Below are 14938 nucleotides of genomic sequence, written 5' to 3' on the forward strand. Positions count from 1 at the left end.
AATGCTTCAATTTAAACAAAGCTTCAAGGAGAATAAATGTTGTGTTATAATTCCAACATACAACAATGCTACAACAATAGTTCAAGTTGTCACTGATGTTTTAGACTATTGCGAAGATGTATATGTAATTAATGACGGAAGCACAGATGAAACTCTTTCTGTGTTAGAAAAATACAAAGAATCTATTAAATGTATTAGCTACAAAAATAATCAAGGCAAAGGAAACGCACTACTTCTCGGATTTAGAAATGCATTTGAAGATGGTTTTAAACATGCAATTACTATTGATTCTGATGGACAACATTTTGCAAGCGATTTGCCCGTTTTTCTCGAAAAACTAAAAGAAGAAAAAGAAGCCATTTTAATTGGAGCAAGGAAGTTGAATCAAAAAAATCTGTCAAAAGGAAGCAATTTTGCAAACAAATTTTCAAACTTTTGGTTCAAGATAGAAACCGGTATTTCTTTGCCCGATACACAATCAGGTTATAGATTGTATCCATTATCTCCAATCTATAAAAGGAAGTTTTTTAGCAAAAAATACGAATTCGAAATTGAAATTATTGTACGACTTTCGTGGAAAGGATATAAAGTTCGTTCAGTGCCAATAGACGTTTTTTATCCTACTAGAGACAAACGGGTTTCTCATTTCAGACCATTTAAAGATTTTTTTAGAATAAGTGTACTTAATACAGTTCTTGTTTTTTTGGGATTACTTTACTTTTTGCCAAAAAACATGGTACGTAAATACAAAAACAAAAAACTGAAACAAATAATCAAAGAGGATATTTTGGGTGGAAACTCTCCTATTCACAAAATAGCAATTTCAATAGGATTCGGCGTTTTTATGGGAATTGTACCAATCTGGGGTTATCAATTGGCAGTTGGATTTTCATTAGCACATGTTTTCAAATTGAATAAAAGCATATTTTTTGTTTTTGCAAATATCAGCCTTCCTCCAATGATTCCTTTTATTTTGTATTTAAGTTTTGTATTGGGAGGATATATTTTGGGAGATATTTCGTGGACAATAGAAATTGAAGATGTATCTTTTGAAACAGTAAAAGAAAATTTGAAGCAATATTTGGTAGGAAGTATGGCTCTTGCAATATTGGCAGGTTCCATATTTGGAATAGCCTCATATATATTATTGGAAATTGCAGGTCGAAAGAAGTAACAATAAATGCAAAATATTTTTATCAACACATATAATTTATTCAATAGAAAGAAATTTCTGCTAATAGCAACTATCGTTGCTATTTTTGCTTTTATAGCTTTCTTTTTATCTTCCATTAAATTAGAAGAAGACATCAAAGCTATTATTCCTCAAGATGATAGAATTGATAAAATTAGTTTAGTTTTGAATAATTCTAAATTTTCGGACCAGATAATTTTAAATTTCTCATGCAATGACATTTCTCAAACAAATGCTGAATTTTTAGTAAAAAAAGCAGAAAAACTTGTTGAGTTTTTAGCAAAAAACAAAAAACTTATCAATAAAATTAGTTTTAAAGTAGAAGATAATTCTTTTCAAGAGGTTTACGATTTCTTTTATGAGCATCTTCCATTTTATTTGTCTAATGAAGACTATAGATATATAAAAAGTTTATTCACAGAAGATGAAATAGAACGAGCATTAAGAAAAGATTTTAAATCGTTAATTTCTCCAGCAGGAATGGCTACTAAAAATTATATTCTGAAAGACCCATTCAGCATTACACCTTTAGCTTTAAAGAAATTACAAGATTTTCAATTAGATGACAATTTTAATATATACAAATCCTGTATATTTACTAAAGACAAAAAGAATTTGTTGGTTTTTATTGAACCTGCTTACCCTTCAAATAATATTGAACAAAATAGCATATTAATTGATTCGATAGAATGTGCAATAACAAAATTGCTTAGTTCGGATTCCGAAATAAATATTGAATATTATGGAGGAACTGCTGTTGCTGTGGCAAATGCAAAAAGAATTAAAGCCGATATAATGCTAACTGTTTCGTTTGCATTTTTATTCATCTTTATTATTTTTTTCTTTTTTTTCAGGAAAATAAAAATCTTAATACTACTTTTTTTTCCTGTAATTATAGGGACAGGTATTTCAATAAGTTTAATTTCTATCTTTTATGGAAGTGTTTCAGCCATAGCTTTAGGTGTAGGGGCTATTTTGGTGGGCATTTCTATAGATTATTCGCTACATTTTTTTACACATTTTAGAAATAGTGGCTCTATTAAACAAACTTTAGAAGAGATTTCTTTTCCTGTAATGATAAGTAGTTTTACTACTGCCACAGCCTTTTTGTGCCTTTTTGTTATAAAATCTGAAGCTCTTAATCAATTAGGTTTGTTCGGAGCTTTAAGTATCATTTTTGCAGCATTAGCGGTTTTAATAATTATTCCTGCTTTTTTGTCAGATAAGAGCTTCGGATTATCAAAATCAAAATTTGGGTTTTTAGATAAAATAGCTGTTTACGAAATTCATAAAAATAAGATTGTTGTTGTAATAATTGTGTTATTTTCTTTAGTTTTTAGTTTCACATTTAGCGATATTCACTTTAATAGCGATATAGCTACACTCAACTATCTCCCCGATTATTTGCGGAATGCCGAAAAAAACTTAGAGAAAATTAGTTCTGAAACTTTTAGTGCCGTATATTTTGTAACTATGGGTGAAAGTTTGAACGAAGCACTACATAAAACCGAAAATAAAAAGGAATTATTAAAGTTTGCCGAAAATAAAAAGCTGTTTTCTTCAATGTCTTCAGGTGTAGATTTGCTTCTTACAGAAAAAAGACAAATTGAGAAAATCAAACAATGGGATTTATTTTGGAGTTCTGTTGATAGGTCGAGATTAGAATCTATTATAATTGAAAAAGGAAAAAAAATTAAATTTAACAAAAGTGCTTTCAGTCAATTCTTTACTTTAATCAATAAAAAATTTGTTCCTATTCCATTAGATGAGTTTTCTACTTTACAAAATACTTTTCTAAGAAATTATATCAATTCAGCGGATAGTATGTTTTCGGTAATTTCTATTTTGAAGGTTGAACAAAAAAACAAACAAGAATTGTTTAATTTGTTCGAGATGGAAAATGATATTATTATTTTCGATAAACAATATTTTTCTAACTATTTTTTCGATATTCTAAGAAATGATTTTAATAAGCTTGTTATACTCTCAATAATAATTGTTTTTAGCATTTTATTATTGTCGTTCGGAAGAATTGAGCTTGCTTTAATCACATTTACTCCAATCATGCTTAGTTGGCTCTGGACTTTAGGATTAATGGGATTGTTCAATATTGAGTTCAATATTTTTAATATTATTATCTCCACATTTATTTTTGGATTAGGGATTGACTACAGTATATTTATAATGAGAGGATTGCTGAGTAATTATAAATATGGAAATCGTCCTATTACTCCTTATAAGCTTTCTGTTTTATTGTCAGTAATAACAACAATATTGGGAATTGGAGTTTTAATTTTCGCACATCATCCCGCATTAAAATCAATTGCATTTGTTTCTATTTTTGGAATTGCATCAGTTGTAATAATTTCTTATACAATTCTCCCATTATTATTTGGTGTGCTTACTAGTCAAAATGGATGCCTCAGAAATGAACCTATTACAATGACAAATAGTTTAATTTCAATATTTACTTTCACAATTTTTCTAATCAATTCGGTTTTTCTTACCATTTGCATTCCATTTTTATATATACTTCCCTTGCCGCGAAAATATGGAAAATATATTTTTCATTGGCTAATTTATTCAACAAGTCGCTTTGTGGTTTGGATTAATTTTATAATTAAAAAAGAGATAATAGATAAAGAAAAAATTGATTTTTCAAATCCTTCTGTATTTGTATCTAATCACCAATCTCATTTAGACCTTGTGCTTATTCTAATGTTAAATCCAAAAATAATAGTAATAACAAATAGGCGGGTTTGGAATAATCCTTTTTATGGTTTTATAGTAAGATTTGCCGATTATTTTCCAATTTATAAAGGCATTGATAAAGGCTTTGAAAAAATACGCAAAAAAGTAAAAGAAGGATATTCTATTTTAGTATTTCCGGAAGGAACCAGAACTATTGATGGTACAATAAAACGGTACCATCAAGGAGCTTTTAAGTTAGCCGATGACTTGAATTTAGAAATACAGCCAATTTTAATTCACGGAGCTTATCAATGTTTGCCAAAAACAGATTTTTTCCTACGCTCGGGTTTTATATCAATAAAATATTTCGATAGGATAAAAGTAAAATCTGTCAACACAGAAAAGAATGAGACATACAGACAGCAAGCAAAAGACCTGACAAAATTCAAAAGAAAAGAATACGATGCTCTATGTATTGAAAAAGAAACTACGGACTTTTATCGGCAAAAAATTATTAACCGATATATTTACAAAGGTCCAGTTTTGGAATGGTATGTTAGAGTAAAATTAAAACTTGAAAAGAATTACTATTTTCTTAATGAAATAATCCCCAAGAATGCAAATATTGTAGATATCGGCTGCGGATATGGATATTTAGCTTATATGTTAAAATCAGTTTCAAAAGAAAGAAATATTTTAGGAATTGATTATGATGAAGAAAAAATTGCCGTAGCAAATAGAATTGAAACAAATAATGCGGGTTTAAATTTTATTTTAAAAGATATTTCAGAGGGGAGCATTCCATCGGCAGATGTTTATATTTTAAAAGATGTATTACATTATATGCCTGAAAATCTACAAATAGCAATACTAAATAAATGTATGAACCAAGTTTCAGACAATGGAATTATTATTGTAAGGGATGCCGATGCCGATTTAGAAAAGAGAACAAAAGTTACAAAAAAAACGGAAATACAATCGACTAAAATTTTCAAGTTTAATAAAACAAAATACAATTTGACCTATATTTCAGGAAAGAAGATAAGCAATATTGCAAAAAACAATGGGTTCAATTGTACTAGATTTGATAATTCTAAGAAAACTTCCAACATTACATTTATCATTAAAAAATGAAAAATAAGTACGATGTAATAATTATTGGAGGAGGATTGGGTGGTTTGCTTTGTGGAAATATCCTTAGCAGAGAAGGACTGAGCGTTTGCATATTAGAACAAAACAAAAAGTTAGGTGGTAGTATTCAATCTTTTGCAAAAAACAAAACCATATTTAATACAGGATTAAACTATACTGAAAGTTTGGGAGAAGGAGAAGTTCTTAATAGATATTTCAAGTACTTCAAAATAATGGATAAACTAAAGATTAAACGCTTAGATATTGATTGTTTTAATAAAATCAGTTTTGTTGATAATGTAGAGTATCCATTTGCACAAGGGCACAACAATTTTATTGAAAAATTAGCAGCATATTTTCCAAGAAGCCAAAAAAACTTGAAAGCTTATATAAAAACTTTAAAAGATATTTGTCATTCATTTCCATTATATACAATTGATTCGTCTTCCGGAACAACCACAAGTGAAATTGTTTTAAAACAAAGTGCCTTTAAATATTTACAGTCTGTTCATCCAGATAATCGTTTGCAGCAAATTTTAGCAGGAATGAATTCATTATACGGTGGTGTTGCAGAAAAAACACCTTTGTATGTTCATGCTTTAATAAATTATTCATTTATCAATAGTGCCTGGCGTTTGGTAGATGGAAGCTCTCAGTTGGCAACAAAAATTGCTGAAGTGATAAAAATCAATGGGGGAGAAATTCTGACTTCTTCTAAGGTTTTGTCAATTAGCGGAAAAGACAAACATGTGCAGTATATTGAGCTTGAAAATGGAGAAAGAATATTTGCCGATAAAATAATTTCGAATTTGCATCCTGCCGTTACACTAAAAATGATTCCTTCGGAATTATCCAAAAAGGTGTACAAAAGAAGAATTACCTCTCTCGAAAATACTATTGGTATGTTTACTTTATATGTAGTTTTGAAAAAAAATAGTTTCTCGTATCTCAATTTCAATCATCATTATTTTTCTACTGTAAACGCATGGACTTCTAATTATTCTGAAAAATCGTGGCCCGAACATTATTTTTTATATACACCAGCAATTTCAAAATCTGACCAATATGCAGATGGACTGATTGCCATGACTTACATGAATTTTGAAGAAGTAAAAAAATGGGGAAATACTTTCGTTGAAAATAGAGGTTCGGAATATCTTGAATTTAAACTGAAAAAAGCAGAAAAACTAATAGATTGTATTGAGAAGAAATTTCCGAACTTTCGCCAATCAATTGACTGTTACTATACATCAACTCCTCTCACTTATAGAGATTATACTGCTACGCCAGAAGGTACCTCCTATGGAATATTAAAAGATTACAATGATCCGCTTTCTACTATAATCACACCCAAATCGAGAATAAAAAATCTTTACTTTACCGGTCAGAATTTAAATATGCATGGAATTTTAGGAGTAACTATAGGAGCAGTTCTAACATGTTCTGAGATAATAGGTATTAACTATTTATTAAAAAAAATTAATAAGTAAATGAAAAATAAATACGATGTAGTAATTATTGGAAGTGGATTAGGCGGTTTGTTTAGTGGTGCTTTATTAGCCAAAGAAGGAAAAAAAGTTTGTATTCTTGAAAAGCATCACCAAATAGGTGGAAACTTGCAGGTGTTTAAGCGTAAAGACTGTCATTTTAGTGCCGGAATGCATTATGCCGGCTCGCTGGAAAAGAATCAAATTTTAGGTAAGATATTTAGTTATTTAGACATTTACAAAGATTTAAAAATTACCAGATTAGATGATAATTGTTTCGAAAAAATCATTATTGGAAACAATGAATATTGCTATGCAACGGGAATGGAAAATTTCAAAAATAATCTTCTAAATTATTTTCCTAATGAGAAAAAAGCGATTGAAGCTTATACTTTAAAATTAGAGCAAATATGGGAATCTTCCGATATATTAAATTTAAGGGAGCTAAATTTCAATGAAATTCCTCATTTTGAAGAATATAGTGAATGTGCTTTTAAGTTCATAGATTCAATTACTGATAATAAAGAGCTAAAAGCTTTATTGGCTGCTACAAATGGTCTTTATGCCGGCATCAAAGAAAAAACTCCTCTTTTTATCCATGCAAATATCAATAGTTTTTTTATTAATAGTGCCTGGCGAATTGCTGAAAGCGGCGAAAATATTGCAAATTTATTACAAAAAAAAATTGAAGATAATGGAGGAAATGTTTTCCCCAAAAAAGAAGTAAAACAGTTTGAGTTTGAGGGTTCAATTATATCTTCTGCCATTGTAAACGATGGAGAAAAATTCACTGCAAATATTTATATTTCTAATATTCACCCAAACTCTACTATAAAACTATTGGAGCCAGGAAAATTTAGGAAAGCCTACATCCACAGAATTGAAAATTTAGAAAATTCTATATCTTCTTTTACCCTTTTCATAGTATTAAAAAAAGGGAAATTAAAACATGTAAATTCAAATATTTATTTCTCAAGTACGAATAATGTCTGGGACAATTGTGAATATACACAAGATACTTGGCCAAAAGGATATATGATGTACACTACTGAAGATCATAATATGAAGGGATTTGCAGAAAGTATAGTCATAATTTCAGCAATGAAATATGAAGATGTGAAACAATGGGAAAATACAAGGATAAAACAAAGAGGTGAAGATTATCTCAAATTTAAGGAAAACAAAGCACAAAAATTGTTAGATTTAGTTTATATAAAATTTCCTGAAGTGAAAAGATCTATTGATACATTATACAGTGCAACGCCATTAACTTACAGAGATTATACCAATACTTTTGAAGGTTCAATGTACGGAATAGTAAAAGATTGTAATGATCCGTTGCGTTCATTTATCTCGACTAGAACTAAAGTTCCAAACCTTCTCTTAACCGGACAAAATCTGAATTTGCACGGTATGTTAGGTGTGATAATGACCGCTTTTCAAACCTGTTTTGCAATTATTGATATTAACAAAGTTATCAGAGAAATTTCTAATGAATATTGATAATTTTCAATTATAAATTAAAAATCAATCGAAAAATCTTTTATGCAAAAGCCTTTTTACAAAAAGAAATTATTTAAATTTTTATTCGCTTTTCTTGCTCTAATCATTGGTATGATTGTCTTTTTCAAATTAATAGTTATTCTTTCTCCACCTGAAGTTTCGGATATATCTGCTACAAAATTAGAGAGGACTCAAATCGGCGAAAACTTTTATTTTGTTGAAGATTCTTGGCTCAAAAAAAACAAATATGGTTTGTGGGAATTATTTGTTTGTGGAGGAGATTTTGAATTAGGTGCAAAAAACGGGATTCTCACAAAAGAACTCATAGAATATCAAGAGGAGGCCTTCGTTGAAAGACTCAAAGAAATGATTCCTTCAGATTTTTATTTGAATTTTCTGAAATACTTTATTTCTTGGTTTAATAAAAGTATAGATGAGTATATTCCTATTGAATATCAAAAGGAAATTTATGGAATATCATTTAATGCTTCGGCAAAATACGATTTTATTGCACCAAATTATCACAGATTATTAAATTATCATGCTGCCCACGATATTGGTCATACTCTTCAAAATTTAAATTTAGTTGCATGCACTGCATTTGGAGTAAAAGATTCAATATCAGAAGATAATACTCTTTTAGTTGGAAGAAATATGGATTTCTATTCTGGCGATAAATTTGCAGAAAACAAGATAATTGCATTTTACAAACCCGAAAATGGATACAATTTTGCATTTATCACATGGGGTGCATTAATTGGTGTTTTATCGGGAATGAACGACCAAGGTTTAACCGTAACTCTAAATGCAGCTAAATCTAATATCCCTTCATCAGCAAAAACACCGGTTTCTGTTTTAGCAAGAAAAATTTTGCAATACGCTTCAACTATTGATGAAGCCTACGAAATTGCTAAAAACTATGAAACTTTTGTAGCGGAATCTTTTTTAATTGCCTCGGCAAAAGACCGAGAGTTTGCCATTATTGAAAAATCTACTGAAAATATAGATTTATACAAATCAAATGATGATAAGATTATTCTTACTAATCATTTTCAGGGAGAAACATTTAAAAACACAGAACTAACAATTCAAAACAGAAAAGAAAGTGCTTCTGTTTACAGATGGGAAAAAACAAAGGAACTATTGATAGAAAAAGAAAAACACGACCAGTATTCATTTGCTGCAATTTTACGAGACAGAAAAGGAAAAAATGGAAAGAATATTGGTATGGGAAATGAGAAAGCAATAAATCAACTTATTGCTCATCATTCTGTTATTTTTAAACCCGAACAACTCCAAATTTGGATTTCAACATCTCCTTATCAATTGGGCAAATACATTGCATATAATTTAAAAACTGTTTTTGCCGAATCTTTGAATTATCAAAAAAACGTATTTGATTCCTCGCTAACAATTGTAGCGGATTCGTTTAAAAATTCAGAAGAATATAAAAATTTCATCAAGTTTAAAGAAACAACAAAACTGTTACAACAAAGTTTTAAGCAAAAATCGAAAAAAACTTTTGATGAAGATTTTATAGAAAAATACCGAAAACTAAATCCTGAATATTACTATACTTATTTTATTATTGGCGAATATTATAGGCATATGAACGATAATGAGAAGGCAATAAAATTTTACAATCTGGCATTACAAAAAGAAATTCCACGACAAGACGAAATGGATTTAATTATTGAAATGCAAAAGAAAGTTTTAGAAGAAAATTGACAATATGCAAATTTTTGAAAAGTATTGGGTCCCGATTATTTCATTTTTGCTCTTTTTACTAATCGGATTTGCGGTATGGATGTTTAGAGATATTCGCTATTTCTATTTATTCGCCGGTATTGGAATTGCTGAGCTAATTACAAGAACGGTAATAATCCACTTTCCAAAATTAAGGCAATTTTTCAGGTTATTTACACAAGCTCTAATTGGCGGTTTTCTTTTTTGTTGGCTTAGCCTATTTATTGGAATTAATTTTCAATTTCCACAAATATTTTTCGATGCATCGGCAGGAATAGTAACTGGTACTTTAATTCAGATGTTGATTGCTCGTGTTTTACTTCCTTTCTTTTTGGGAAATGCATTTTGTTCAAGAGCTTGTTGGACAGGCTTTTTCTTCGAGATGACAAATTCAAAAAAACACCTTTCAAAAAAAACAAAAAAAAGATCGGAATTACTCGCCTGGGGATACTTGTTAGCTTTAATAATCCTTCCTCTTTTTGTTTCAATTTACCATAATCCTGCTGAAGATGAAGAGTCAAGAAAACTGTGGATTGTAGGCGAAAATATTTTTATCATTAGTTGTGGTTTTATTCTTTTATTTCTGACCGGTAGTAGATCTTATTGCAGAATGCTTTGTCCTTTTATTACTATATCTGGACTTTTTTCGAGATTCTCATTTTTCAAAATTACACCGTTAAATCATGAAAATTGTACACAATGCAATTCGTGTAATGAAGCCTGTCAGATGTTAATTGATGTGAAAGGAAAAGTTTTACAAAAACAAAAAATATCGCATAAACTTTGTATAGTATGCGAAAGATGTGTAAGTGCCTGCCAAAAAGATGTGTTAAAACTTACAAACAAAAAAATCGAAAAATAAAAATGCCACATTTTATAAAAAATATACTATACTTTTTATTTTTTTTATTATTCACAAAAACACTTGTTAGCCAAGAAAATATGACTTTTTTGTTTGAACCTTCAGGAAAATATGATGTTGGAACTACAGAGTTATTTTTATCAGATTCGGGCAGAATGGAAATGCTTAAAAAGTTTCATAATGGATACCGAAGATTATATGTGAAAGTTTGGTATCCGGCTACTAAAAATGAAAATCAATCTTATAGCAAATATTTATCAAATTACGATTCAAAAACAATTTATGATATTTTCAAATCTAAAAAAGTATCTATTCAGGATGTTGATTCTATAAAACAATATTATACACATTCTAAATCTAATTTAGAAATTTCAAAATCGGAAAATCACTATCCGGTTATTATTTTCAACTCTGGTTATTATTTCGGTATTACCGATTTATATACAACATATATGGAAGAACTTGCAAGCAACGGATTTGTTGTTTTTTCTATAATTCATCCATATCATCAACCTTTAGTAATATTTCCTGGAGGCGAAAAATTAAAGCAATTAAAGAAAAAATCTCAACTTGCCTTTTTAGAATGGGTTCTCAAAGAAAGGACTGATATTGAAAAAATAATTCCTAAAGGAAAAATTGAAGATTATACAAAAAAAGTACTTAAAAGACTTACACTTTTCGATAAAATTGTTGATTTATGGGTAGCAGACAATCAATTTTTGTTAAGCTATCTTGCTGTTATTAACAACGATAGCTCAGATTTTTTCTATTCAAAATTAGATTTAAAGAATATTGGAGTGTTTGGGCAATCTTTAGGAGGTTCAACTGCCGGTCAGCTTTCACTAATCGACGAACGGGTGAAAGCAGGAATAAATATTGACTGCTTTCAGTTTGGAAATATTGTGGACAACGATTTGGAAACGCCTTTTATGTTGATTGAAAGCGAATATCAAAAAAAATGGAATCTAGGAAATCAATATGTTTATTCTCATATTGAATCTGATTTTTATTCATTATTATTATTAAATTCAAATCATTTTATCTTTACAGATGCCCCTCTATTGCCAATACTTTCGAAAGAACAACAAGAGTCTTTCTTTGGAAAAGTAGATGAAAAAAAAACTATGAAGACGATAAATAATTATATTCTATCCTTTTTTAATTTATATTTAAAAAATATTTCATCAGAATTATTAATGGAAGAAATTGCAAATAATAATCTTATTTATAAAGTAAGAAGCAAATAATATGTATATCCCAATAATTGAAACAAAATCGAAAGAAGAAATCAAGATGTTTCAAGAAAGCAAATTACCTGAAATATTAGGATATTTGAAAAATAATTCAAAATTTTATCAAGATTTATTTTATGAGCAAAAAATTGATATTACAAAAATAAAAACGCTTGAAGACTTAATCCAAATTCCTGTTACTACAAAAAATGATCTCCAAAAACGAAACAAAGATTTTTTGTGTGTTGATGAAGAAAAAATAATAGACTATTTATCAACATCAGGAACTTTGGGCGAACCTGTTATTTTTGCGATGACAAATAATGATTTAGACAGATTAGCTTATAATGAATATATTTCTTTTTCGTGTGCTGATGCCATAAAAACTGATATTTTTCAACTTATGGTAACAATGGATAGGCGTTTTATGGCAGGTATGGCATATTATTCAGGAATTCGAAAATTGGGTGCTGGCATTGTGAGAGTTGGTCCGGGAAATCCCGAATTGCAATTCGACACTATTAATAGAATTTCTCCAACTGCATTCATTACAGTCCCTTCCTTCATAATAAAACTTATTGAATATGCAGAAAAAAACAATTTCGACTTAAACAAAACATCTATTTCAAAAGCTGTTTGCATTGGCGAATCCATCAGGACTGGAAATTTCGAACTCAATACTCTGGGAAAAAGAATAATTGACAAATGGAATATTAAACTTTATTCAACCTATGCTTCTACAGAAATGGGAACAGCTTTCACCGAATGTAAACATGGAAGGGGAGGTCATCATCATCCTGAAATCATTATTGTGGAAATTTTAGATAGCAAAAATAATCCGGTTAAAGAAGGGGAGGCAGGAGAAGTTACCGTTACAAATATTGGAGTTGAAGGGATACCATTACTTCGTTTTAAAACAGGAGATATTTGCCATTTTTATACTGACCCTTGTAAATGTGGCAGGAATACAATGCGTTTGGGTCCTGTAATCGGAAGAAAACAACAAATGATAAAATATAAAGGAACAATTCTTTATCCTCCAGCTTTGTTCGATATTTTAAATGACATTCAAAATGTTAAAAACTATATTGTTGAAGTTTTTACTAATGAATTAGGAACTGACGAAATTGTTGTGAAAGTGGGTAGTAATTTGATAAATTCTGGATTTGAAAAAGAAATCAAAGATTTTTTTAGAGCAAAAATCAGAGTTGCACCTGGCATTCAGATAATGAATCCTGCCGAAATTTCAAAAATACAATTTCCTGAAATGAGCAGGAAACCAATTACTTTCATTGATAAAAGAAAAATATAACATATATGAATTTCATACAAGAATTTGAAAAAATGCGACCATATATTGATAGTGAAGTTGAAGACGCTATTAATAGAATTGTAAAAAAGGAAGAATTCAAAAACATTCTTTCATTTTTGTATGAAAATGAAAATAGAAATGATGTAATTGAAATGTTTAAAAGCATTAAAACTATTTCTTCGTTTCAATCAAAATTTTCTCATTATGCTGTTCGAGAAATCGTAAGAAAAACTTCAGCCGGACTAAGTACTTCCGGATTAGAAAAATTAGACAATAGTAAACCTTACCTGTTTATTGCAAATCATAGAGATATTGTTTTAGATTCTGCAATAATGCAAATGTTGCTTGTAGAATACAAGCATAAAACATCGCAAATTACTTTTGGCAGCAATTTAATGTTCGGAGAGTTTGTAATTGATCTCGGCAAACTAAACAAAATGTTTACGTTTTATAGAGGAGGATCAAAAATTCAAATGTATAAGAACGCCGTATTACATTCCGAGTATATTCGACATGTGATTTCTAATGAAAAAGAATCGATATGGATAGCACAAAGAGACGGCAGAACAAAAGACGGTAATGATAAAACGCAAGTGGCTTTAATAAAAATGTTGGTTATGGGAAAAAAGGATTTTCTTACTGCAATAAGAGAATTATATATTGTTCCGGTAACTATATCATACGAATATGAACCTTGCGATGCTCTAAAAGTACAAGAATTGATTTTATCAAAAAGTGGAGAATACAAAAAACAAAAAAATGAGGATATAAATAGTGTTTTGAGAGGCATTAAAGATTATAAAGGAAAAATACATATGACTTTTGGAACACCAATAAATAATTTCTTAGAAGAATTACCTGTTGCAGGTATTTCGAAAAATGAATTGATTGATATTATTATCCAGGAAATTAATAATCAAACTTATAAAAATTATGAAATCTGGCCAAGGAATTATATTGCTTATGATATTTTTACAACTTCTAATAAATATTTCAAAATAAAATATAGTCAAGAGCAAAAAAATGATTTTATGGATTATGTAAACTCAAAAATCTCTACAATAAAAGGAGACAAAAGTGAATTGAAAAATATGTTTACTCAAATGTATGCTATGCCTTTAATCAATTTTAATAAAACTCAATAATTTATAATTCATTATAACTTTCAAAGTATGGTTTATGAAATTTGAATTTAGCAATAAAATAAATGTGTTTTTCAATTCATCTTATACAAAAGGCAAAAAAATATTACTACATAAAATGAATTATTATTTGTATTTTTAACACAAAATTATTAATTTGTGCATATTTGTATTTTAGTTTTAATTAGTGTGTAGTATATCAATAATAAATTTTGATGGAGGTAAATTATGAAAAAGATTTCTTTAAGAGTAAAATGTCCGGTGTGTCATGAATCCCTATTGGATGAAAAATATCTAATCAATGATGTCCCCAGCGTAAAATTGAATATCGAAACCGATGGAAAACGTGGAAATATCAGACTCTGTTCTACCTATAGTTGTTTCAATCACGAAAGTTCAATTGAAATTGGTGAAAATGCAGTAGTTGATTTTTTCTGCCCTGAATGTAATCAGAAACTAATTAGTAACACTACCTGTTCTGAATGTGATGCCCCACTTATTCCATTTGTAATCGAATCGGGTGGAAAAGTGCTCATTTGTTCAAGAAAAGGCTGCGACAAACATTTTGTTGCCTTTGAAAACATAAGTGATGCGATGAGAAAAATGCACGACGAATATGGAGTTTAGAAAACTCTTCCCG

The 14938-nt window shown here is 29.1% G+C and carries 10 protein-coding genes; all 10 read left to right on the top strand.

The genetic code is table 11. The annotated features are described in order from the left end of the window. Position 1: 1 nt before the first annotated feature. The 10 genes from HN894_02555 to HN894_02600 all read left to right on the top strand — a co-directional run bounded on the left by HN894_02555 (position 2) and on the right by HN894_02600 (position 14925). A complete protein-coding gene (locus HN894_02555; GenBank protein MBT7142192.1) occupies positions 2 to 1174 on the top strand; it encodes a DUF2062 domain-containing protein in 1173 nt (390 codons plus the stop codon). Between the two features lie 6 nt (positions 1175 to 1180). Then, the gene (locus HN894_02560) at positions 1181 to 5017 is read left to right on the top strand and encodes an MMPL family transporter (GenBank protein ID MBT7142193.1); all 3837 of its coding nucleotides are present in this window, start codon (positions 1181 to 1183) and stop codon (positions 5015 to 5017) included. Next, entirely contained in the window at positions 5014 to 6504 is a 1491-nt protein-coding gene (locus HN894_02565; GenBank protein MBT7142194.1) for an NAD(P)/FAD-dependent oxidoreductase, read from the top strand. Before HN894_02560 ends, HN894_02565 begins: the two co-directional genes overlap by 4 nt. Next, positions 6505 to 8004: an NAD(P)-binding protein gene (locus tag HN894_02570; GenBank protein ID MBT7142195.1), complete on the top strand. Its 1500-nt coding sequence runs from the start codon at positions 6505 to 6507 to the stop codon at positions 8002 to 8004. It abuts the gene before it with no gap. Positions 8005 to 8046: 42 nt separating this feature from the next. After that, positions 8047 to 9732, top strand: a complete 1686-nt coding sequence (locus HN894_02575; GenBank protein ID MBT7142196.1) for a peptidase C45 — start codon at positions 8047 to 8049, stop codon at positions 9730 to 9732. Between the two features lie 4 nt (positions 9733 to 9736). After that, positions 9737 to 10612 carry a 4Fe-4S binding protein gene (locus HN894_02580; GenBank protein ID MBT7142197.1) on the top strand — a complete coding sequence of 292 codons (876 nt, stop codon included), beginning with the start codon at positions 9737 to 9739 and terminating at the stop codon, positions 10610 to 10612. Between the two features lie 80 nt (positions 10613 to 10692). After that, the gene (locus HN894_02585) at positions 10693 to 11859 is read left to right on the top strand and encodes a hypothetical protein (GenBank protein MBT7142198.1); all 1167 of its coding nucleotides are present in this window, start codon (positions 10693 to 10695) and stop codon (positions 11857 to 11859) included. 1 nt (position 11860) lies between these two features. Continuing rightward, on the top strand, positions 11861 to 13156 hold the full coding sequence (locus HN894_02590; GenBank protein MBT7142199.1) for an AMP-binding protein: 1296 nt from the start codon (positions 11861 to 11863) through the stop codon (positions 13154 to 13156). 5 nt (positions 13157 to 13161) lie between these two features. Continuing rightward, positions 13162 to 14301 carry an acyltransferase gene (locus HN894_02595; GenBank protein ID MBT7142200.1) on the top strand — a complete coding sequence of 380 codons (1140 nt, stop codon included), beginning with the start codon at positions 13162 to 13164 and terminating at the stop codon, positions 14299 to 14301. A 225-nt stretch (positions 14302 to 14526) separates the two neighbouring features. Beyond that, positions 14527 to 14925 (top strand): hypothetical protein, encoded by a 399-nt coding sequence (locus HN894_02600; protein MBT7142201.1) that lies wholly within the window; start codon positions 14527 to 14529, stop codon positions 14923 to 14925. The last annotated feature ends 13 nt before the right edge of the window (positions 14926 to 14938 follow it).

The sequence above is a fragment of the Bacteroidota bacterium genome, assembly GCA_018692315.1.
In the GTDB taxonomy this organism is placed as follows: Bacteria; Bacteroidota; Bacteroidia; order Bacteroidales; family JABHKC01; genus JABHKC01.